This window comes from Pseudoalteromonas sp. SWXJZ94C (assembly GCF_015864385.1).
GTDB lineage: Bacteria > Pseudomonadota > Gammaproteobacteria > Enterobacterales > Alteromonadaceae > Pseudoalteromonas.
In genome coordinates, this window is record NZ_JADYXF010000016.1 from 73,343 (window position 1) to 95,856 (window position 22,514).

The 22,514-nt window shown below is 38.7% G+C and carries 17 protein-coding genes, 1 tRNA gene and 1 pseudogene; 6 read left to right on the forward strand and 13 right to left on the reverse strand.

What is annotated here, in order from left to right; all coding sequences use genetic code 11:
* Nucleotides 1–209: 209 nt before the first annotated feature.
* A complete protein-coding gene (locus I6F65_RS08910; RefSeq protein ID WP_197112487.1) occupies nt 210–2,687 on the forward strand; it encodes a PilZ domain-containing protein in 2,478 nt (825 codons plus the stop codon).
* Nucleotides 2,688–2,707: 20 nt separating this feature from the next.
* Here I6F65_RS08910 and serB read toward each other — a convergent pair whose 3' ends face one another.
* Nucleotides 2,708–3,736 carry a phosphoserine phosphatase SerB gene (gene serB, locus I6F65_RS08915; RefSeq protein ID WP_197112489.1) on the reverse strand — a complete coding sequence of 343 codons (1,029 nt, stop codon included), beginning with the start codon at nt 3,734–3,736 and terminating at the stop codon, nt 2,708–2,710.
* 146 nt (nt 3,737–3,882) lie between these two features.
* Between serB and I6F65_RS08920 the strand changes: the two genes are divergently transcribed.
* A complete protein-coding gene (locus I6F65_RS08920; protein WP_197112491.1) occupies nt 3,883–4,503 on the forward strand; it encodes an AhpA/YtjB family protein in 621 nt (206 codons plus the stop codon).
* Here I6F65_RS08920 and I6F65_RS08925 read toward each other — a convergent pair.
* The 4 genes from I6F65_RS08925 to prfC all read right to left on the reverse strand — a co-directional run bounded on the left by I6F65_RS08925 (nt 4,470) and on the right by prfC (nt 9,750).
* On the reverse strand, nt 4,470–5,237 hold the full coding sequence (locus I6F65_RS08925) for a TatD family hydrolase (protein WP_197112493.1): 768 nt from the start codon (nt 5,235–5,237) through the stop codon (nt 4,470–4,472). The two genes, I6F65_RS08920 and I6F65_RS08925, sit on opposite strands and share 34 nt — an antisense overlap.
* A gap of 21 nt (nt 5,238–5,258) precedes the next feature.
* Nucleotides 5,259–5,897, reverse strand: a complete 639-nt coding sequence (gene pdxH, locus I6F65_RS08930) for a pyridoxamine 5'-phosphate oxidase (protein ID WP_197112495.1) — start codon at nt 5,895–5,897, stop codon at nt 5,259–5,261.
* 461 nt (nt 5,898–6,358) lie between these two features.
* Complete coding sequence (argS, locus tag I6F65_RS08935; protein ID WP_197112497.1) at nt 6,359–8,101, reverse strand: arginine--tRNA ligase; 1,743 nt, start codon at nt 8,099–8,101, stop codon at nt 6,359–6,361.
* Between the two features lie 59 nt (nt 8,102–8,160).
* Nucleotides 8,161–9,750 (reverse strand): peptide chain release factor 3, encoded by a 1,590-nt coding sequence (gene prfC / locus I6F65_RS08940; protein ID WP_166110656.1) that lies wholly within the window; start codon nt 9,748–9,750, stop codon nt 8,161–8,163.
* Nucleotides 9,751–10,297: 547 nt separating this feature from the next.
* On the opposite strand from prfC, the gene I6F65_RS08945 reads away from it, so the two are divergent.
* Nucleotides 10,298–10,537 carry a hypothetical protein gene (locus tag I6F65_RS08945; RefSeq protein WP_024612333.1) on the forward strand — a complete coding sequence of 80 codons (240 nt, stop codon included), beginning with the start codon at nt 10,298–10,300 and terminating at the stop codon, nt 10,535–10,537.
* Nucleotides 10,538–10,557: 20 nt separating this feature from the next.
* On the opposite strand, the pseudogene I6F65_RS08950 reads toward I6F65_RS08945, so the two are convergent.
* Nucleotides 10,558–11,469: pseudogene (locus I6F65_RS08950) on the reverse strand (LysR family transcriptional regulator).
* A gap of 276 nt (nt 11,470–11,745) precedes the next feature.
* Between I6F65_RS08950 and I6F65_RS08955 the strand changes: the two are divergent.
* A complete protein-coding gene (locus I6F65_RS08955; RefSeq protein WP_024612332.1) occupies nt 11,746–14,418 on the forward strand; it encodes a sensor histidine kinase in 2,673 nt (890 codons plus the stop codon).
* Between the two features lie 259 nt (nt 14,419–14,677).
* Here I6F65_RS08955 and rimI read toward each other — a convergent pair whose 3' ends face one another.
* The 5 genes from rimI to guaB form a co-directional block, all read right to left on the reverse strand.
* Nucleotides 14,678–15,145 (reverse strand): ribosomal protein S18-alanine N-acetyltransferase, encoded by a 468-nt coding sequence (rimI, locus tag I6F65_RS08960; RefSeq protein WP_197112506.1) that lies wholly within the window; start codon nt 15,143–15,145, stop codon nt 14,678–14,680.
* Nucleotides 15,132–15,497, reverse strand: a complete 366-nt coding sequence (locus I6F65_RS08965) for a hypothetical protein (RefSeq protein WP_197112499.1) — start codon at nt 15,495–15,497, stop codon at nt 15,132–15,134. The genes rimI and I6F65_RS08965 overlap by 14 nt, the downstream gene beginning before the upstream one ends.
* A gap of 65 nt (nt 15,498–15,562) precedes the next feature.
* Nucleotides 15,563–15,639: transfer RNA gene (locus I6F65_RS08970), tRNA-Trp, on the reverse strand.
* 155 nt (nt 15,640–15,794) lie between these two features.
* On the reverse strand, nt 15,795–17,372 hold the full coding sequence (gene guaA / locus I6F65_RS08975) for a glutamine-hydrolyzing GMP synthase (protein ID WP_024612329.1): 1,578 nt from the start codon (nt 17,370–17,372) through the stop codon (nt 15,795–15,797).
* Nucleotides 17,373–17,474: 102 nt separating this feature from the next.
* A complete protein-coding gene (gene guaB, locus I6F65_RS08980; protein WP_024612328.1) occupies nt 17,475–18,944 on the reverse strand; it encodes an IMP dehydrogenase in 1,470 nt (489 codons plus the stop codon).
* 135 nt (nt 18,945–19,079) lie between these two features.
* Between guaB and xseA the strand changes: the two genes are divergently transcribed.
* Nucleotides 19,080–20,414: an exodeoxyribonuclease VII large subunit gene (gene xseA, locus I6F65_RS08985; protein WP_197112501.1), complete on the forward strand. Its 1,335-nt coding sequence runs from the start codon at nt 19,080–19,082 to the stop codon at nt 20,412–20,414.
* A 21-nt stretch (nt 20,415–20,435) separates the two neighbouring features.
* Here xseA and I6F65_RS08990 read toward each other — a convergent pair whose 3' ends face one another.
* Together I6F65_RS08990 and cysE are read right to left on the reverse strand one after the other, a co-directional pair.
* On the reverse strand, nt 20,436–21,080 hold the full coding sequence (locus tag I6F65_RS08990; protein WP_197112503.1) for a hypothetical protein: 645 nt from the start codon (nt 21,078–21,080) through the stop codon (nt 20,436–20,438).
* Between the two features lie 15 nt (nt 21,081–21,095).
* Nucleotides 21,096–21,914 carry a serine O-acetyltransferase gene (cysE, locus tag I6F65_RS08995; protein ID WP_166110674.1) on the reverse strand — a complete coding sequence of 273 codons (819 nt, stop codon included), beginning with the start codon at nt 21,912–21,914 and terminating at the stop codon, nt 21,096–21,098.
* A gap of 341 nt (nt 21,915–22,255) precedes the next feature.
* Between cysE and I6F65_RS09000 the strand changes: the two genes are divergently transcribed.
* Complete coding sequence (locus tag I6F65_RS09000; protein ID WP_197112508.1) at nt 22,256–22,402, forward strand: hypothetical protein; 147 nt, start codon at nt 22,256–22,258, stop codon at nt 22,400–22,402.
* Nucleotides 22,403–22,514 lie beyond the last annotated feature (112 nt).

The following is a 22,514-nucleotide window of genomic DNA, read 5'->3' on the forward strand; positions in this document are numbered from 1 at the left end:
AATTTAGGGCATACTTTTTGCCTCGAAAATAGTTTAAAGTAACTTGCCAATAAAATGGCAAATAACACATAATAACAAGAGCTAAACTGTAGTTACTCGAATAATCGTACCTATATTAATAACATAGCACGATTTAACGTTTATTGAATTTCTAATAAATGACTTAACAGTATACCTACTTTTTCAATTAGACGGTGATGGTTTTATAAATGGCTGATGACATAATGCTCAAACACGAAGACCTCGTGAATGAACTAAAACAATATTTAGGCAACGCTAAGTTTGACCTAATTTTCAAATCGAAAACTGCGGGGCTAACTAAACCTGAGCAGTTTTTGATGAAAATGGAAATGTCACGCTTGTCTCAGCCTGTGGCACGCTTTGTTGATTTACGCGGTTTAGTAACAGGACAAGTAAAGCCACACGAGCACAACGGTAAACAACACTTTATGGATGACACAGCCATTGAAGTGTTTGAAAAAGCCCTACAGCAACATGGCGAATATACATTAGCCGTTTACGAAGCTGTAATGAGCACCGAAAACAACCATCGCGTATTGCAAAAGCAAGCCGCCGAGCAGGCTGAAATACAAGAACTAGATGATTCACTCAGCACCAGCGTAATTAAGTTTGCCTCATACGAAAGCCGCCGTGAAGAACGTATGAACTACTCAATAAAAGTTACTATTGGGTATAATGATAAAAAAAATCTTGCTGCAAGCACATCTGATATTTCACTAAGCGGTTGTAAAGTAAAGCTTGCAACACGGTACGTAGTAAAAAAAGGTCAACTTATCGCTATGCGTTTAGTAGGCCTTGAGCAAGATTTTGAACTGGGTTTAAAAAATGGCATACAATACGAAGTCGTTGCCGTAGAAAACATTTCCCGTGAATTTAATCATATTCGTTTGAAACGCACTTACATTGAGAAAAACGAGGCTTTTGACGGATTTTTAGAAAGCTTTATTCACGGTAATAAGCGCCGCTATAAAGTTAATCTAGATAACACACTCGATGCTGTAGTTTCAAAAGGCTATGAGCAATATTATATTCCACGGGTAACCTCTTTATACGTGTTTTTAAGCAAAAATAATGAGCAATATTACCCAAGCCTTAGTTTAACCACCGAAAATAATATTTTTATTCAACGCTACTTTACTGATGAAAGAAAAATCCCCTGTTTATATAATGTGCTTAACCATCAGCGTGTATCTCAATTATTAACACAGCCAACTGCCGTTAAAGAAGATTACCTTTATACTTTCACTCATGTTTCTTCTGGTAAAATTTATTATTACTCAGCAACACGAAGTGAGCTTAATAGTAACACCGAGTTGAGTAACTTATTTTTAGGTTTTGGCAGTCAAAAAGAAAGCTGGCAGTGTTTTAAAATACAAATAATGCCAAGTCACCCAGACGATTCTTACATACCGCTTTCGTTACCAAATAGTGCTGGCACAAATATAGAAAAACTAAATAAGCCACCTTCACCACGTGTAGAAGGGCTTATAAAAGATGTTAAATACGTAGTTGTACTGACCAGTATTGGAAATAATATTGAACAACAACAATACAAAAAGCTAACTTATGATAAATCCACAGTTAATCAGCTCAAACATTTTGGGCATGCTAAACACAAAACTCCGCCTTATTTAGATATTGTTGCGCTTGAGTATGTAAATTTACGCTCGCATAAACGCTACCTTTATAAAACAGTTGTTGAAGTAAGTATTAATGATGTAATTATAAAAGGTTATACACGCGATTTTTCGGTGATGGGTTTACAAATAGAATGCGAGCAACCGGTTACCTTTAAAAAAGGCGATGTGGTTTTACTGTCATTTCCAGAACTACAAAAAATAACTAAAAAACATAAGCTTAGTGAATTAAAATACGAAACAATGGCTGTAAGTAAGTCATTTACTACTATTAATTTAAAAGCGAATAGAATTGCTGATTTACCACATTCAGGTGTCTCTTTTTTCACTCAGTTAATTGAAAGCAATAAAGATAAACTAAAAATATCGGAGGAGTCACCTAAAGTAGAGGGGCTTTCTACTGCACTTAGAAATATGGTTACAAAAAGTGTATGCCAATTCCCTCTGTACTTGCATAAAGAAGCAGCTCACTTTGCAACCGGAGCTATCGGCTTTGGCTTGTACGCAAGTCCACTGCATGTAATTTTACAAAATTTTGGTTTGTTAAATAACAAAACAGATTTATCGAGCATATTAACTAAAGATCAAATAGTTAATGTGATCACCCCAGGTATTAAAGATCGCAGTCGCCAAGATCCGCCTCTCGCGTTTACTTTAGCTATTAACTTTAACCCTCGTAAAAGTAAAATTGAAGATGCAATTACTAGTCAGTGCGTATTAGGCGAAGATTACAGCGAGTTTTTAGAGCAAATAAACAAAGGTGTTAAATCGGAGCTTATATTTATTATGCGTTTATATATTTCGCGTACAGGCCGTCCAGATACCGATTACTTATCGAACGAATTAAATTATGTTAGCCAATACGCACTGCACAAAGCAAAAGATTTAGAAGATGCATTATGGTCAGTAGCCGGTGTTGGCGATGTAGTTGATATAACCGAAGAAGCTTTAAGCCATTTACAGCTTGACCAACAACAGGTCGATCAGATGGGACGTCGAAAACTAATTTGGTTAAACCGCTTACGTTAAGCGGTTTAACTTAGTCTATTTTAAAGAGCTGGCTCATTTTCTAACGGAATAGCCAACATATATAACAATTGCAATAATGACCCTTCACAAATAGCAGCTTGGGCTTGTTCAACCACTTTAGGTTTACCATGTACTGCTACACCTAAACCTGCTTTTGCCATCATTACTAAATCATTTGCGCCATCACCAATAGCAACAGTTTGCGACTTCTCAAGCCCTAGTTTATGTTGTAACGACTCTAGAATAATTGCTTTTTGCTGTGCATCTACAATTGTACCAAGTACTTTACCTGTTAGTTTATCGTCTTTAAATTCGAGTACATTAGCGTGTACTTCATCTAAATTAATAAGCTCTTGAACGCGCTCTGCAAACGGTACAAAACCACCTGATGCAATTGCTAAATACCAGTCATGCTGTTTTAAAATTTGGCACAGCACTTTAATACCAGGCATGAGTGGCAATGCACTTTTTAGCTCTTCAATTAAGCTTTTTTCAATTCCTTCAAGCTTAGCTACACGCTGATTTAAACTTTCACTAAAATCAAGTTTACCCGCCATTGCAAGTGCTGTTACAGAGGCAACTTCGTCATATACATCTGCAAGGCGGGCTATTTCGTCTATGCATTCAATTGTAATTGCAGTTGAATCCATGTCCATAACCAACAAACCAGGTTTATATAAACTAGGCGGCGTAGCAACTTGTACTAGCTGGCAATCTAGAGTGTGTGAAAACTCTTGTAACACTAGCGGGTTTATAGCTTGCTCTGCATTTTTTGTGTAAAAACACAATGCAGGTGCTAATCCTAAATCAGGTTGATACTGGCATATAGCAGTGACGATTTGATTTTGCTTTGCCAAAAAATCAATAATGCTATTAACGCTGCTAACATCAAAGTCGCCAGCAAATGCAATACTAAATAATCCCTGCTGCTTATTTGGAATATTAGTAAGCGGTAAAAAAACACTATCTTGGTAGCTAAACCATTTATTTAAAGTTAAGTTTACTAATGATTGTTCAGCAGGTGGCTGTGCCATGTTCGTTTTCGACATGGGATCTCCGTATTTATTTCCTGATAGTTGGCATATTAAAATCAGTAATTATTAACGCTAAATTCGCCATCAGGTAGGGTTTAAGGGTATAGTTACCCTAGTTGTAACATCAAATTAAAATGCTGTCAGCAGCATATACGGTGACTATGAAAAATAACCATCTTAAAAACCCTATTACGGCATCTCAAAGAAAGCGTTTAGTACGCTTGTTTCTTGCGGCTGGTTGTTTTGTGTTACTAAGCTGGGTTGGCGTAAACAGTAGTTTTCAAAGCCATCAATTGCTTTACGATAGCGCTGATAGTACAGCACAAAGCATGACTAAATTTATGGCTTTGAATGTTAAAACGCCTTTAATTGAAAAAAACAAACCGCAACTCAACGAAATATGTAACGACATAAGTAAAGATGAGTTTGTGCTTTCAGCCACTATTTATGATCAACAAGGTATTTTGATAGCAAGTAGCAATAATTGGCAATCTCACCATATATTTGGCCAACTTCCCGACTCTACCCCTGGGATTAGTAAACTAAAAACACCTTTTGTAGAACCTGTAATTAGCGATGACGACCGCCCGCTTGGATTTGTATCTGTTACCTATTTAACTCGTGCGGCAATATCTGACAGCCATAATCATTTTCATGATTTAGGTCGACAGGTACTATTAATGCTAGTAATTGCTTGTATTTTTACGTGGCAATTAGGGCGTGGATTAAAACGTTGGCAAGTAAACCGTTATATACAAAAAACATCTGAGCAAGAATCGTAGAGCTGCTTTGCAAGCGCCTCTCTCTTGCTGTGTGGCTTTAAATCACATAACGCGTTAAATACATTAGGTATATGAAGTGGCGTGTTAACTTCACCCTGATAGCCGCTTAACGGCATTGAGGGCGAATCGGTTTCAAGCACTAAGTGCTTTGGCTCAATAGCAGCAATAACAGTGCGTGTTTTAACTGCGCGTTCATAAGTAATAACACCGCCTACACCAAGCTTAAAGCCTTGCTTTATATAATACTGCGCTTGTTGAAGTGAGCCCGAAAAGGCATGAATCACTCCCCCATTTTTTGGCTTGCACCGTTTAAACGATTGCGCAATTAAATCATGGCTTTGTCTGTGATGTACAATAAGCGGTAAGCTTAGCTCGTTAGAAAGCTTTATTTGCTGTTCAAATAAATAAGTTTGTTTAGAGAGGTTTTCAATACTTCGATCAAGCCCGCATTCTCCAATAGCCACCAACTGATGCTTATTTGCAGTCGCAAAATCAAATAACGCTTCTATGTGCGATTCTTTATGTTGCTCTAAAAAGTAAGGATGTAGCCCTGCGGCTATTTTTATACTTGGGTAAGTTGCTTTGAATTTTATGAGAGCATGCGATTGAGCAAGCGTAATACCCGGTACAACAAACTGATTAACTCCCTTTGCTACACACTCGTTTATGAGCGATTCACGATTCGAATCAAACTCGCTAAAGTCGAGGTGGCAATGAGAGTCAATAAATTGCACGGTTACTTACTCATCTATTTATTAAGGGTTTAAGCGTGTAATTTGCCAGCTATTATCTACTTGGCGCTGATACATAAAGCGGTCGTGCAAACGATGCGCCCCGCCTTGCCAAAACTCAATTTTAGTAGGTACTACACAATAACCCCCCCAAAAATCAGGAAGTGGAATTTCACCTTTAGCAAACTTGTTTTTCATGTTGGCAAAGGTTTCCATCAACACTTTACGCGATGATATGGATCGACTTTGCGCTGATGCCCACGCTGCTAATTGGCTTTCTTTAGGGCGCGATAAAAAGTACTTTGCAACGGCTGATGTCGGTAATGGTTTAGCCTCACCATACACAATAACTTGGCGCTCCATGTGATGCCACGGAAAGTGCAAGGAAATTTTATTATTACCTTTAAGCTCTTGGGCTTTACGCGAGCCTGTATTGGTAAAAAACACAAACCCGTTATCATCTAAATGTTTTAAAAGCACAATACGCTGTGAAGGTTGACCGGTTTCATCAACGGTTGCTACAACCATTGCTGTTGGATCGGGTAACTGGCTTGCTACCGCATGCTCAAGCCATGTTTCAAACTGCTTGAACGGATCATCTTGCAAGTTATCTTCGCTTAACGCGTCTTGCAGGTATTCACGGCGGATATCTTCGAGTTTCATAACAAGTCCTTTAAATAAAGCGTTAGAAAAGAGCTTTGAGTAGCGAGCTTAAAAAAATGGGTATTGAGTAATAACAAGTATCGAGTCTCAGGTGTATTCGATAGCAATAAGCATAGAGTCTCAGATGTATCGATAACAATAAACATAGAGTCTTAGGTATATCGTTGGGTTTCGTTTCACTCAACCCAACCTACAATGTAAAACATTACATCTGCAAGTGTAGGAGTGCTGACAAGGCGGAGTGCTTTTTTATGCCAAGGAGCATACATTTAGTATGTGACTTAGGCTAAAAAAGCACGACAACGCAGTCAAAGCGAACTACACGCAGCAGACGGTTCACCTAAGTAGTTTAGCCTAAGACAAGGCATCCAACCCTACTTATCCCTATGAGCATACGGTTTGTATGTAATTAGGGTAAGTAGGGGTGGATAACGCAGTATTAGGTTAAAATACGACGGTGATTACATTTGCTCCATAACTTCAATGCCTAGCAAGTCTAATCCTGTCTCTAATGTTTTAGAAACCAAATTACACAACACTAAACGGCTATCACGTACGCTTGGCTCTACGCCTTCTTTAAGTACTGGGCAGGCTTCGTAAAATGTCATGTATAAGCTTGCTAGCTCATATAAGTAACCACATAGTACGTGCGGTGTTGCTTCGCTGATCATTAAATCAAGTACTTCTTCAAGCTGTAATAGCTTAAGTGCTAGTGCTTTTTCTTGAGGCTCAATAATTGCAACATCTGAATTTAATGTAGCTGCATCAACGCCTGACTTACGGAAAATACTGCGTATGCGTGTATAAGCATATTGTAAATAAGGAGCGGTTGCGCCTTCAAAGCTTAGCATGCTGTCCCAGTTAAAAATGTAATCGCTGGTACGATGCTTAGAAAGGTCTGCGTATTTAACTGCGCCAATACCTACTTTACGTGCGATTTCGCTGCGATCGCTATCACTTAAATCTGATTCACGTTCAGCTAGTTTTGCAGCTGCACGGTTAATTGATTCTTCTAATAAGTCAGCTAGTTTTACTGTGCCGCCAGTACGTGTTTTAAATGGTTTGTTATCGGCGCCCATCATGGTGCCAAACGGGCAAAACTCGTAGCTTGTTTCGTCTCGTAATAAACCTGCTTTACGCGCTGTAAGCTCTACTTGATTAAAGTGTAGATTTTGACGTGCATCTACAAAAATTAAGATACGATCGGCACCTAATTTATTTGAACGGTAATCACATGCCGCTAAATCGGTTGTTGCATATAAAAAGCCACCGCCAGATTTTTGTACGATAAATGCTGAAGGTTCGCCATCTTTGTTGGCAAGCTCATCTAAAAACACAACTTGCGCGCCTTGCGACTCTACTGCAATATTTTTATCTTTAAGTAGGCTAATAATGTCGTTAAGTTCTGCGTTGTATGCGCTTTCAGCCATAATATCGGCTTGAGTAAGCGTTACATTTAAACGCTTGTATACTTCTTCAGAATGCTTAACTGAGGTAGCTATAAACAGTTTCCAAAGTTTTTCACAATGCGCGTCGCCGCCTTGTAATTTAACAACGTAATTACGTGCTTTATCTGCAAAGCCTTCTTCGTCGTCAAAGCGTTTTTTAGCATCGCGGTAAAAGGTTTCTAAATCAGCAAGCGCTACAGAATCTAAATCTACACCTCCGCTAATTTGATCTTCTAAATGCGCGATTAACATACCAAACTGCGTTCCCCAATCACCCATGTGATTTTGGCGTACTACCGTGTCGCCTCTAAATTCAAGCGCACGTACAATTGAATCGCCAATAATGGTTGAACGTAAATGACCTACGTGCATTTCTTTAGCAAGGTTTGGTGATGAATAGTCAACAACTACTTTTTGCGGGTTAGCATGCTCGTTTACAGCAAGTTTTGCATCACTGTTAGCTGCTTTAACGCTTTGCGCTAAAAACTCAGGCTTTAAATGAATATTAATAAAACCAGGACCCGCAATTTCAGTCTTTTGAGCAATATCGCTTACATCAAGATTATCTATAATTTTTTGCGCAAGCTCACGTGGGTTGCTTTTCATTTTTTTAGCCGCGCCCATTGCTGCATTAATTTGGTAATCACCAAATTGTGGGCGTGTGCTTTGCGTTACGGCTGGATTTGTATCTTCAGGTAAGCCTGCGCCAGCCATAGCGGCAATGGCTTTTTCGATTAAAATAGTACGAATATTCATATTTTTTACCTTTGTAAGCCCGCCAAAGCAGGCTTTCTTTTAATTCTTGTAAATGAGCTCTAGTTTTCGCGAGTGTGGTTAAATGTCACTTCTGGGTAACGCTCTACCGATAAATTAAGATTTACACGGCTCGGCGCAATGTAAGTTAAGTTATCGCCACCATCGAGTGCTAAATTACTTTCGCACTTACGCTTAAAGTCTTCAAACTTTTTAACATCGTCGCTGCTTACCCAACGCGCTGTATTTACGTTTACACCTTCGTAAATAGCATCTACGTTGTATTCAGCTTTTAAACGCGCTACAACTACATCAAACTGAAGTACACCTACCGCGCCCACAATTAAATCGTTGTTTATAAGTGGTCTAAATACTTGCACAGCACCTTCTTCAGAAAGCTGTACTAAGCCTTTTAATAATTGCTTTTGCTTAAGCGGATCGCGTAGGCGAATACGACGGAATAATTCAGGCGCAAAGTTAGGAATACCACTAAATTTAAGTTTTTCGCCTTGCGTGAACGTATCACCAATTTGAATGGTACCGTGGTTATGTAAACCAATAATATCGCCCGCGTAAGCATCAGCTGCTCGCTCACGGTCGCCCGCCATAAAAGTTACCGCATCAGAAATACTAACCTGTTTACCCAATCGTACATGATTCATCTTCATGCCTTGATTGTACTTACCCGATACAATACGCATAAATGCAATACGGTCACGGTGTTTTGGGTCCATGTTGGCCTGAATTTTAAATACAAAACCGGTAAAGTTTTCTTCAGTTGCAACAATAAGTCTGTCTTCTGTTTCGCGCGGTAATGGCGTTGGAGCCCATCTAGTCAAACCATCTAAAACGTGGTCAACACCAAAGTTACCGAGTGCAGTACCATAATAAACAGGCGAAAGCTCACCAGCTAAAAACAGCTCTAAATCAAATTCATTTGATGCACCAATAACAAGCTCAAGCTCGTCACGCAATTGCACGGCTAAATCTTCACCAATCGCAATATCTAGCTCAGGGTTATCAAGACCTTTAATGGTACGAACTTCTTGAATTTTATGACCTTGACCTGATTTGTATAAAATAGCTTCGTCATTATGAATATGGTAAACACCTTTAAACTCTTTACCACAGCCAATTGGCCATGTAATAGGTGCACACGCAATTTTCAGTTCTGTTTCAACTTCGTCTAACACTTCCATCGGGTCGCGAATTTCACGGTCACATTTGTTCATAAATGTAACGATTGGTGTTGTACGTAGGCGTGTTACTTCCATTAACTTACGAGTACGGTCTTCTACACCTTTTGCTGCATCAATTACCATTAAACACGAATCTACTGCGGTTAATGTACGGTAAGTATCTTCAGAGAAATCTTCGTGTCCTGGTGTATCTAGTAAGTTAACCAAAGCGTCTTTATACGGAAACTGCATTACAGAGGTAGTAACTGATATACCACGCTCTTTTTCCATTTCCATCCAGTCAGACTTTGCATGTTGGTTAGAACCACGGCCTTTTACAGTACCGGCTCGTTGAATCGCTTGTCCGAATAACAATACTTTTTCGGTAATGGTTGTTTTACCAGCATCCGGGTGAGAGATGATAGCAAAGGTACGTCGTTTATTAATTTCACTAAGGAGATTTTGATCTGCCATTAAAAAAGTTCTTTTAGTTTGTATACGGATATTATCCACTTTAAGTATGCTGAGCTTTCAAGGCTTAAATAATACCAATTACATTAAATTAGTGATCTATTATAGCGATAAGAAAATGGCGCAATAACAAGGCGAAAATTATGACATAGAGTTGTTCTCTATGAATAATTTTGAACGTAGTTAGTGAGTTATTTAATACGCTAGAATAATCATGTTTTTAATAATATTGGTATAAGGCAACCTCGAAAGCTCAACACACCATCAGAAAAGCCCTAAATTGGCCCCTCACATGCGATCCGTTATGTTAATCGTAATTGAAGACTATTTTCGCTGATCTTGGCCTTTTAAACAATCAATGGTTAGTTATTAGCTGATCTTTTTTATTAATGAAGACTTACAACTTACCTTTGGAGTTATAAACTTTAACAACGCTAAATAAATCACAACAAGATTTCTACTATGAAATTTTGAATTTCAATATAAGCTGTTTTTGAAACCTAATACGATTGTTAAAATTGCTCTACTTTAATAATTAAGGGTTTTAACAATGAAAAAGCTTCCTTACAAATACCAAATTCCGATGATCGTTGTCATTTTACTACCAATCATGCTCAGCGTAATGCCCGCTATTATGCTTTACAGTACGCTCCCAGCAGGTACTCCATTGTTTGAACCTTGGCTTGCAACAGTAAAACGAATGGTACCAATAACAATTCCTACCCTATTAATAATTGCAGGCAGCGTACGCTTTTTTGTCACTAAGTGGTTAGTTCAAACAGCTCCCTAATAAGAAGCTAATAAAAGTGACTAACGACTTAATTGAGCTAAAAAATCAGCACCATTTTTTAGCTCTTCAATTATTAAATCTCTAAATTTTGCGACTCGCGCAGGAATAAGTATCCTGTCTGACCATACTAAATAACCTCGCCCTGTTTGGCACTTTGTGTGCTCAAGCACCGGTTCTAGTGACCCTTTGTCTATAAACGAATTAAGTGCATTTTTAGGTAATAAACAAATGCCAACGCCTTTAGTTGCAGCATGTGTTGCTAGGCGTAAGCTATTTACTGAATATTTAGGATTTAATTCAACACGTTTGTTTTCATTATTTTCTTCTATTTACCATGCACCTAACGTGTTTGCAGCCAATAAATTATGCTGTTCTAAATCTTCAACACATTGTGGGCGACCAAATTTATTTAAATAATCAGAGTTTGCAGCCAACGTTAATGGCATTTCAAATAACAACTTTTGTATTAAGTGTGGTGTTTTTGTAGGTTTAGTAACAACGGCTAAATCTATTTGATCACCAAAAAAGCGTTGAGTGTCTGATGCAAACTTTATATGAATGTTCACTTTAGGGTGCGCTGTCATAAAATCGATAGCAATTGACTGCACAATAAAGTCGGCAAATGGCTCAGGGCACGATATATGAATATCACCACTTAGCTCACTATGCTGATTATTTATCCCTTGCCAATTGCTAGATAACGTATCAAATAAAGGTGAAAACTGCTTAATACACTGCTCGCCAGCAGCCGTTAATTGAAACTGTTTAGCATTTCTATGTACGAGCTTTTCACATAACGATTGTTCCAGTGAGGTAACCGCACGAGAAAGCGTTGGTGGCGATGCGTCAATATGTAAACTCGCAGCAGCAAACCCACCGTAACGAACAGCTTGGCAAAACAAATAAAGGTGTGTGAGATCTTTTGCGTTCATATTTTTACTCTAAAAAAGATGCTTCCCATTTTGACAATAAATTAATGACTTTAAAAGATGTAAATTTATGTAAACTTTTTAAAACAACAAAATGATGGTTATAAACCTGTAACTTATTAAATTAAAATAACTTAATGAAAAAAACAAACCTCAACATAGAGCTAAATACCATACAGCTAATGGCTGTAATTTAGCCACCAAGACCGCCACAAGCTTGTGTAATAAAGTCGTAACGCATATTATTGATAGATTGCATGGAGGATAAGTAGTTTGGTCATGAAAACCAGTAAGTTAAGCATTAGATTATTGTGGTATATAACACCTCTTGTTATTCTTCCTTTGCTATTTTTAGGTGGCTTTACGCTCACCAATGTAACTAATTCCACACAAAAACAAGCCGACCTCATTATGAGTCGATTTGTTGAACAGCAACAACAAAAAGTATTTAACTACATAGATTCTTTTCATTCAACGACCAAGTTACTTTCGACTTCTCCTGTACTTAGCGATTTTTTAGCAAATGATGTTCGCACCAATGGAAACTACACCCATCGATTAGGTGCTTTAATGGATGTATTTGCCAGCTACAGTGAAGCCTATCCTGACATAATTAGTATTAATTTAGTCTCAGCAAGTGGAAAAAGTGACGCCTATTATTCTAATAATCTAACAACGGCTCCTAAAAGCTATCCTTTTATAGATAAAGTAATGCAAAGTAATTTAAGCCAGCAACAGTTTATGAAACAAGAGGCTGATGGCACAACTAATTTGTATTTCATTCAACGAATTTACAGCGTTGATTACTACTTAAAGCGACCGCAACAACTTGGCTTTATAGTATTACATGTTGAGCCCTCAATACTTAACACCAGTATTTTAGAAGCGCCCTATAACAACACTCTCAACTTACTACTCACTAAAGACGGTAAAATATTATTTAGCTCTGACTACAATATGCGTGGGCAATATATAAGTGAATATGAGTTAAATAAAATACACGACTTAGCTGATATTGGCACCCTTTCTACTATTGAACTATCAAGCATTGATAAAATAGAACGGATGATTTTTGCAGTACAAATGAGTGGTGGTTATTACTACGTTTCGACTATTCCAAAAGCGGTACTTTACCAATCAGGCAAAGCAATAAGCCTAATAACGGGCTTAATTGTTATTATTTCGGTGATCACCCTGCCTATTTTGATTTTTGTGGTTGTTCGTAACTTACTACTAAATCCTATTGAGCTTTTAGGAGCAGCAAGTCATCGCGTAGGTGATGGTGATTTATCGGTGCATTTACCTGCACATACTAACGATGAAGTAGGTGTTTTATTTAACGACTTTAACCACATGGTTAATCAAATAAGGCATTATCAACAGCAGTTAGAAGAATACAAACACCACTTAGAAGATAAAGTAGAAAGCCGTACAAAAGCACTTGAAGCAATGAACAGCCAACTTGAGCTTGCAATTAAACAAGCAGAGCAAGCTAACCAACTTAAAAGTCGCTTTTTAGCAAATATGAGTCACGAAATTCGTACACCGTTAACGGCTATTATGGGCTTTACAGAGCAACTTTTACATAACGATAAAATAACCAACGACAAGCAACACCTTGGCACTATTTTACGTAACTCTAAGCATTTGTTAGAACTTATTAATAATATTTTAGATTTATCTAAAATAGAAGCTGAAAAGCTCGCGGTAGATCAATCGCCGATTAACGTTGTGCAGCTAGTACACGATATAGAGTCTATTATTCAACCATTAGCACAAGAAAAACAATTAACACTTAATATTGACTACCAACTACCACTGCCGCGCACTATATTTAGTGACATTACTCGTTTAAAACAAATTCTTATAAATATAGCTAACAACGCAGTGAAGTTTACTGAGCAAGGTAGCGTGTCGATTTGTGTGCATTATCATAAACAAAAGCAAATGATTGAATTTGTAATCATAGATACCGGTATTGGTATGTCGAGTCATCAAATAGAACGTGTTTTTAAACCCTTCGAACAAGCTGATACGACAACAACTCGTCGCTTTGGCGGTACAGGGCTTGGGCTATGTATTTCTAAAAACTTGGCACAATTGCTTGGAGGTGATGTAGCATTGCAAAGTGAGGTGGGTGTAGGGAGTCGTTTTTCTATTAGTGTGGCGTGTCACTTAGCAGGAAAAACACCTGAACTAGAGCTACTTACAGAGCAAAGCCAACTGACCCCAGAAAAAGATCCACTGCTATCATTTGCAAGCAACCACTTTGATGCAAATATACTCGTTGCCGAAGATAACCCAGATAACCAGCTATTAATTAAACTCTTATTACAAACGTGGGGTCTTGAGCCTGACATTGCTAGTAATGGCGCGCAAGCCGTAGAAATGGCACTCGTTAACGATTACCAATTAATTATTATGGATATGCAAATGCCGGTAATGGGCGGGCTTGAGGCAACTAAAATGCTGCGCCACGCAGCTTATGATGGACCCATCATCGCGTTAACCGCAAATGTGATGAACCACGATATAGGCACTTATTTAGAAGCCGGTTGCGACAAAGCACTTGGTAAACCAATAGATAAAGATGCACTAGAAAGCGTATTAGTAAGTTACTTACATCTTGAAAAAGACAATCAAAATAAATGGGATAGTTTGCTAGAGAGCGATGACTTTTTACGAATTGCAGATAACTATTTAGCTAACTTACCTACTTATTTAGTCGAGATAAAAGCATTGCAACACACTGATGATTACAAAACACTTCAAAGCGTTGCACACAGTATTAAAGGAAGCGCTGGGTGCTTTAACTTTGATGATATTTACCACAGTGCTGGCGCACTTGAAGACAACTTAAAAAGTAGCCAGAAAATGCCTGATAACGCGCTAATTGATACTTTAATCGCAGCTATAGAGCTCTCAATAAGCCAAAGGAATAAGCAGGTATAAAGCTTAGATTATTTGGCACCTAATGCGTTTTATACTTAGTTGTTCTAAATGAAAATATTTAATGACGTTATGGGTGATTTAATTCGTTAAATTACTCAAGTACTTATGGCTATTGGTATCGCTGCACATTAATCTAATTAACACCAAGACGTTTTTTAATACATTGAACCATAATGGTATTTAAATTTAATGCCTTTAGTCAGAATTTTTTGGTGGGTAAAAAGAAAATTCACACACCATATAGCTGAGTTATTCCGTTTTACTGAAAATCCAAACTTAACGCCATACCCATTAAAATAGCATCTTCAAAGCCATTTTTAGCTGGGTTATCACTTGGGTAATAGTTTTTACGAACTGACATTTCAATAAAGCCTGCGCGTTCATACAAGTTAATTGCACGTGAGTTAGATTCACGCACTTCTAAAAATAAGTTTTCAGCATTTTGCTGTTCACCATATTCAATAAACTGAGCTAGCAACTGCTTAGCAATCCCCTTTCCTTGTTGGTTTGGCATTACGCAAATATCCATAAGCGTAAAGTCAGGTCCTGCTTTTTCACCGATATAAAAACCAATCATGTTCATCTCATCAAACGCGGCTACATTAAAGTAGCGCCCGCCTATGCATGAACTCATTGTATTTAAAGTCCACGGATGGCTATGACACGCTGTTTCTATCGCCATTAGTTGAGATATTGCGGTTTCGTCTACTGATTTAAAGTTTATCAAGGTGTTCACTCATTAAAGCCCATAAAGCGCGCTTATCGGCAGTGCTGAGCTGTGGTGTTGTAAGTACTAGCTGATCGTCATTTAATTGCATCTCAGCGCTTTGTACAACGCTGTTAATAGCAATTGGTACTGCTGCACGTTTAATATCTGCAAATAATTGTTCACAAAGCGCTATAGGCTCAAATACATTATTTTTTGGTGCAGTATCGGATGCATGACTATCTGCTGCAGCACTATCTGTTAAAAGATTATCTGCAGAAAGACTATCAGCTGGAAATTTATCGGCTGGCTTAAAGTGTTTATTTAATTCGAGGTTTTCAATACCAAAAACAGCTGCGTACCGTGAATGCATAACGACTCGATGAAATTAGTAAGTAAGGTAATATAAGAATTAATAAATACGATGTAAAGAAGAAATGGCAGGGGCGGAGAGACTCGAACTCCCAACCATCGGTTTTGGAGACCGCTGTTCTACCAATTGGAACTACGCCCCTGCAATGACGACGAATTATAGAGAAGTTTCGCCAAAGGTAAAGAGAAAAATCACACTTTTAGTTCAACTGCCTTTTAAATAAACAAAACGGCGAATTAGCATGCTAATTCGCCGTTTTTTAATCACTTAACTTTAGTTAATAAAAACTAAAGTTAGTTATTCCCATTCAATAGTTGCTGGTGGCTTACCAGAAATATCGTAAACAACACGAGAAATACCATCTATTTCGTTAATGATACGGTTTGAAACCACACCTAAAAACTCATATGGTAAATGTGACCAACGCGCAGTCATAAAGTCGATTGTTTCTACACAACGAAGTGATACAACCCAATCGTACTTACGTGCATCGCCCATAACCCCTACCGATTTAACAGGTAAGAATACAGTAAATGCTTGGCTTACTTTATGGTAAAGCTCAGCTTTGTGAAGCTCTTCGATGAAAATCGCATCAGCGCGGCGTAATAAATCACAGTATTCTTTTTTAATTTCGCCAAGTACACGCACACCTAAACCAGGTCCAGGGAAAGGATGACGATAAAGCATGTCGTACGGTAAACCTAGCTCTAAACCAATTTTACGTACTTCATCTTTAAATAACTCACGTAATGGCTCAACAAGGCCCATTTTCATGTCATCTGGTAATCCACCCACATTGTGGTGAGATTTAATAACATGCGCTTTGCCTGTTGCAGATGCCGCAGATTCAATTACGTCAGGGTAAATTGTGCCTTGCGCTAGCCATTGTGCATTTTTAAGCTTTTTAGCTTGCTCATCAAACACATTAATAAACGTGTGGCCAATGGCTTTGCGCTTATCTTCTGGGTCTGACTTACCGGCAAGATCATTTAAAAACTGCTCTTCAGCTTCAACTTTAACAATGTTTAAGCCAAATTTATTACCAAACATGTCCATTACTTGTTGGCCTTCGTTTAAACGAAGTAAACCATTATCAACAAATACACATGTTAGCTTTTCGCCAATTGCACGATGAATAAGCATAGCCACAACCGATGAATCAACACCACCAGAAAGGCCTAAAATAACTTCGTCATCGCCGACTGTTTCTTTAATTCGCTCGATAGCATCATCGATAATTTTTGCAGCAGTCCACAATTTTTCACAGCCACAAATATCAATAGCAAAACGCTCTAATAAGCGCTGACCTTGATGTGTGTGCGTTACTTCTGGGTGAAACTGTACGCCGTAAAAACGTTTTTCTTCGTTAGACATTGCAGCATGTGGACAAGTAGATGTTTTAGCTGTTGTTGTAAAACCAGCTGGAATATTCATTACTTTGTCGCCATGGCTCATCCATACGTCAAGTACGCCGTTGCCGCCATCGGTGATACTGTCTTCAATCGCATCAAACAATGCACAGTTACCTGCTTTTTCAACTTGTGCATAACCAAACTCTTTTTTATCAGAGCTGTGTACACTACCACCTAGTTGAGCTGCCATCGTTTGCATACCGTAGCAAATACCTAGTACAGGCACGCCTGCATTAAATACATACTCAGGAGCGCGCGGGCTGTTTTCAAGCGTTGTTGATTCTGGACCACCAGAAAGAATAATACCTTGTGGGTTGAACTCGCGGATTTGCTCTTCAGTCACATCCCATGCCCAAAGCTCACAGTAAACACCAATTTCGCGCACACGACGGGCAATTAATTGAGTGTATTGTGAACCAAAGTCTAAAATGAGAATTCGTGAATCGTGAATATCTTTGCTCATGGAGTATCTCGTAAAGTCAGATGCTAAATGCCGTTTGTTAATGTAAACGACTAAAAATAGGGCTTGCAAAGCAAGCCCAGTATATTAAATTAATTACGCTGCTTAACCTAAGCGGTAATTTGGTGCTTCTTTAGTGATTTGCACATCATGAACGTGCGACTCACCCATACCTGCTGAAGTAACACGTACAAACTGTGGTTTTGTATTTAGCTCTTCAATTGTGGCACAACCTGTTAAGCCCATAGCGCTACGTAAGCCGCCCACTTGCTGATGAATAATCGTTGCAATAGGACCTTTGTAAGCTACGCGACCTTCAATACCTTCTGGTACTAACTTGTCTGCTTCGTTTGACTTTTGGAAGTAACGATCTGATGAACCTTCTTTTTGATCCATCGCGCCTAACGAGCCCATACCACGGTAAGATTTATAGTAACGGCCTTGGTACAATTCAACTTCACCTGGCGCTTCTTCAGTACCAGCAAGCAGTGAACCCACCATTACACACGATGCACCAGCAACAAGTGCTTTAACAATATCGCCAGAAAAACGAATGCCACCATCAGCAATTACAGGAATGTCGCGACCTTTTAAGCCTTCAACAGCATCTGAAATAGCTGTAATTTGTGGAACGCCACAACCGGTAACAATACGTGTAGTACAGATAGAACCTGGGCCTATACCTACTTTAACTGCATCGGCACCGGCATCAGCAAGTGCAACCGCACCTTCAGCTGTTGCTATGTTGCCTGCAATAATTTGTAAGTCTGGGTACTCTCTACGCGTTTTAGTAACACGGTCAATAACACCTTGAGAGTGACCATGCGACGTATCGATAAGTAAAACATCAATACCCGCCTCTACTAATGCAGCAATACGCTCATCAGTACCCGCGCCAACACTTACAGCAGCACCTACACGTAAACGACCTTGGTCGTCTTTACATGCGTCAGGCTTGTCTTGGGCTTTTTGGTAATCTTTTACTGTGATCATGCCTTTAAGTTTAAATTCATCATCAACAACAAGGATTTTTTCAATGCGGTGTTCGTGCATTAAGCCTAAAATTTCTTCGCGTGCTGCGCCTTCTTTAACGGTAACAAGCTTTTCTTTTTTAGTCATAACGGTAGAAACTGGCTGTTCAAGCTTAGTTTCAAAACGCATATCACGGCTAGTAACAATACCTACAAGCACATTATTGCTATCGGTAACCGGAAAGCCTGAAAAACCTTTTTCATGCGAAAGATCAACTGCATCTGCAATTGTTAAATCAGCAGTAACCGTTACAGGGTAAGAAACAATACCTGCTTCGTAGGTTTTAACTTTACGTACGTTTTTCGCTTGTTCTTCAATAGTCATGTTTTTATGAATAAAACCAAGACCACCTTCTTGCGCAAGGGCAATAGCTAAACGAGCTTCTGTAACAGTATCCATAGATGCTGAAATAAGTGGCAAGTTAAGTTTTATTCCACGCGTTAAGCGAGTTGAAATATTTGCCGTATGTGGCAAAACAGTAGAATGACCAGGTACTAAAAGTACGTCATCAAAGGTAAGAGCTTCTTTAGCGATTCTAAGCATTTTGGCAACTTCTCACATGTGGATATAAGATAAGGAATTGCGGCCAAATTTTAACAGCGTTGTTGCCACTAGTAAATAATATTTCGCAAATATTTATGATAATATAGCTTTATAAATAGTTTTAGGTTGTTTTTTATGTTTTCGAAGTCTTCAAAAGCAGTTTACACCGTGTCGCGCCTTAATAGAGAAATTCGCACACTCCTTGAGCAAGGCTTTGCCTCATTAATACTAACTGGCGAAATTTCTAACTTTATTACCCCCGCATCTGGGCATTGGTATTTTTCGTTAAAAGACGATAAAGCGCAAATTAAAGCAGCCATGTGGCGAGGAAATAATCGCAACCAAAGCTACCGCCCAGCAAATGGCGCACAAGTAACTGTAAAAGCACGCGTATCACTTTATGAACCACGCGGTGACTATCAGCTTATTGTTGAACATATGGAACCCGCCGGCGAAGGTCAGCTAAAGCAAGAATTTGATGCGCTTAAAATGCGCTTAGCCGCCGAGGGATTATTTAGCTCAGTTCACAAACAGCCATTACCGCAAAATATTAACCGTATTGGTGTTATTACCTCAGCAACAGGCGCTGCCATAAAAGATATTTTAACGGTACTTAAACGCCGTGCGCCGCAGCTAGAGGTAATCATTTACCCTGCCATGGTACAAGGCAAAGAAGCGCACGTGCATTTAATAAACCAAATTGAATTAGCCAATGCTCGTGATGAAGTAGACGTTCTTATTTTAGGACGCGGCGGTGGTTCACTTGAAGATTTATGGTGTTTTAACCACGAACAACTCGCCCGTGCTATTTATAAAAGTGAATTACCCATAGTGAGTGCGGTAGGTCACGAAATAGATACCACTATTAGTGACTATGTTGCCGATGTTCGCGCAGCGACTCCATCAGCCGCAGCTGAGCTTGTAAGCCCCAATACGCAAGAGTTACACAACAAGGTAACGCAATTAGTTAATCGTTTATCTAACGCATTTAAGCACGACATTGCTGACAAACGCGCACTTGCAATGCAACTACAGCATCGTCTTAATTTGTGTCATCCGCGCAATCAGCTTAATCAAAAATCACAACGTTTGGATGAGCTAAGCATTGCGCTGCAACAAGCCATGCGTAATCGTTTATATCAGCAAGAACGAGCACTTAATAACTTAACGCCGCGCTTAATGCGCCAATCACCCGATAAAAAACTAGCTACAGCAAACCATATGCTCGCGCAGTTACAAGCAAGGCTAAAGCAAGCCATGCAGCACCAGTTGCAACAAGCCAATAATAATTTAGCAATGCAAGCTAGTAGGTTAGACTCGGTAAGCCCGCTCAATGTACTAGCGCGTGGTTATAGCATCACAAAAAACGAAAAAAACAGAGTAGTTAAATCAATTAGTGATGTAAAAAAAGATGACATACTCGTTACTGAACTCGTTGATGGGACTATACATTCAAGAGTTGTGAGCTAGCACTTTTTACTATATGAGCACCTACTCTTTGGTGCTCACTGTAAATTCTATTCGCTCATCGGTAGAGCTTGATGAAGTCATTTTAAATTGTTGCCACCAAGGCATAGTTACTAACTTATCATTAAGCTCTCGCCACTGCGCATGACCTTGCTCATTATTTTTATCAGCTAGTAATTCAAATTTACAAATTGTTTGTTTACAGGTTATATAATTTAACTGGGCGTTGTTACTTAAATCACTCACGATTAAAAAGTCAGTAAGTGCGGTTTCTACATCAAAACTCCACAACGTGTTTTCGCTTTCTTCATCAAACTTATCATCAAGTTGTTTTGTAAAATCGGCCCCCTCTAAACGGCCTTGTTTTAACTGTTGTTGAGTAAGTTTTAGCTGCTTTTTTGTTACTGCTAATTCATTACTTAATGCACTAATCGTCTCAACATGTTCTTGTTCTACTGGTTGTTGAAATGCTTTACGCTCAGTGTTTACAAAAGGCTTTTGGGCTGGTTTATTACTATTTACTTCAATAATAATATTTTGATCAGTATGTGCAGATTTAGCCGTTTTATTATTTGATGGAGTATACAAATGCAAAAAGTAACCACTTGCTAACCCTACTCCCATAAAAAAGCTGAGTACAATTGCAAATAAGTTACTTTTATGTGGCATCTGTTTTACTTAAATTTATAGCATTGCACTAGTATGCGATGCGTTTTGAGGCTCTTGCTGAGTCAAAAAGTTTTGGTTCATACTTTGCGCCGGACACTCACAATCCGGTCGACCAATAATTTTAGCGGGTACGCCAACAGCGGTTGTGTGCGGTGGAACATTGCTAAGTACAACGGAGCCCGCACCAATTCGTGCGCCCTCACCTACTTCAATATTACCAAGTACTTTAGCGCCGGCGCCAATTAATACGCCCGCTCTAATTTTAGGATGACGATCACCCTGCTCATTACCCGTACCGCCAAGCGTTACAGATTGCAAAATTGATACGTTATCTTCAATTACCGCTGTTTCACCAATAACAATACCGGTTGCGTGGTCAAACATAATGCCTTTACCTACTTTACATGCTGGGTGAATATCAACCCCAAACACTTCAGAGTTACGGCTTTGAATAAAGCGCGCTAACTCTTTGCGGTTTTGTTGCCACAAACAATTAGCCAAACGGTGCGCCTGAATAGCATGAAAACCTTTTAGATTTAATATAACCGTAAGATAGGTTTCTGATGCCGGATCGCGGTCTTTTACCGCTTTAATATCCTCAGCAACAAAAGATAGCATACGGTCACATTTTACAAATGCTTGGTCGAACAACTCTCGGATAGTGAATGCAGATACCACCGCATCAGCCAACTTATTAGCAACAATAAAGCTCAATGCCGAACCTAAACAATCATGATTCAAAATGCATGAATAAACATGACTTGCTAATAATGGTTCACGTTTTACTACATCGTTAGCTTCGTCGCGAAGCTGTTGCCAAATTGCATGTCGCATAATACTGCACTGCCTTAAGTTGATATAAAATAGCCTTTTCCCAAGTCTAACGGATTTAAAGCCTAAGGTGTTAATCCCTTAGTTATTTGTTCTGGTTATTAGATATAACTAGCACCCAGAAATGATATTTTAAATACTTACCTATTTTTTAGATTAAGTCATACGACAGTAGCTAAAATGACCAATACATACTTAAAATATAATAAATTAATAAAAATCAAAAGCTAACAACATATGACAGCTCACCTGTCATATGCCAAAATACATACTGGCGTACAGCTGACGGCGTAAATAACAAAAACAAACGCTAAATTAGCATCATCAACTCAACAAGGATAACGATGATGAAAAACGATATATTAAATACAAAAAAATTAGGTTACAAATTTTACTTTCAAGATGGCGACAATCAAATAGCCTGTTTTGGCAGCTACTTTACAGGCAAAGAAGAAATCTATGTAAACGACGATTTAGTTAGGGCGTGTTGATCTTTGCGGTATAAAAAACAAACAGCATGAGGATAAGGTATAATTGAATTCGCTAAAAAACGTTACACCGAACCCTCATGCCAAGATTAATGTTAACAGACGCGACATGGAA

Excerpts from the sequence above, each read along its gene's own strand:
- xseA (WP_197112501.1), top strand. The coding sequence starts at position 19,080 with ATGTTTTCGAAGTCTTCAAAAGCAGTTTACACCGTGTCGCGCCTTAAT.
- I6F65_RS08955 (WP_024612332.1), top strand. The coding sequence starts at position 11,746 with ATGAAAACCAGTAAGTTAAGCATTAGATTATTGTGGTATATAACACCT.
- prfC (WP_166110656.1), bottom strand. The coding sequence starts at position 9,750 with ATGGCAGATCAAAATCTCCTTAGTGAAATTAATAAACGACGTACCTTT.
- I6F65_RS08945 (WP_024612333.1), top strand. The coding sequence starts at position 10,298 with ATGAAAAAGCTTCCTTACAAATACCAAATTCCGATGATCGTTGTCATT.
- I6F65_RS08910 (WP_197112487.1), top strand. The coding sequence starts at position 210 with ATGGCTGATGACATAATGCTCAAACACGAAGACCTCGTGAATGAACTA.
- argS (WP_197112497.1), bottom strand. The coding sequence starts at position 8,101 with ATGAATATTCGTACTATTTTAATCGAAAAAGCCATTGCCGCTATGGCT.
- I6F65_RS08990 (WP_197112503.1), bottom strand. The coding sequence starts at position 21,080 with ATGCCACATAAAAGTAACTTATTTGCAATTGTACTCAGCTTTTTTATG.
- guaA (WP_024612329.1), bottom strand. The coding sequence starts at position 17,372 with ATGAGCAAAGATATTCACGATTCACGAATTCTCATTTTAGACTTTGGT.
- I6F65_RS08920 (WP_197112491.1), top strand. The coding sequence starts at position 3,883 with ATGAAAAATAACCATCTTAAAAACCCTATTACGGCATCTCAAAGAAAG.
- serB (WP_197112489.1), bottom strand. The coding sequence starts at position 3,736 with ATGTCGAAAACGAACATGGCACAGCCACCTGCTGAACAATCATTAGTA.
- I6F65_RS08965 (WP_197112499.1), bottom strand. The coding sequence starts at position 15,497 with ATGCATTCACGGTACGCAGCTGTTTTTGGTATTGAAAACCTCGAATTA.
- pdxH (WP_197112495.1), bottom strand. The coding sequence starts at position 5,897 with ATGAAACTCGAAGATATCCGCCGTGAATACCTGCAAGACGCGTTAAGC.
- guaB (WP_024612328.1), bottom strand. The coding sequence starts at position 18,944 with ATGCTTAGAATCGCTAAAGAAGCTCTTACCTTTGATGACGTACTTTTA.
- cysE (WP_166110674.1), bottom strand. The coding sequence starts at position 21,914 with ATGCGACATGCAATTTGGCAACAGCTTCGCGACGAAGCTAACGATGTA.
- I6F65_RS09000 (WP_197112508.1), top strand. The coding sequence starts at position 22,256 with ATGATGAAAAACGATATATTAAATACAAAAAAATTAGGTTACAAATTT.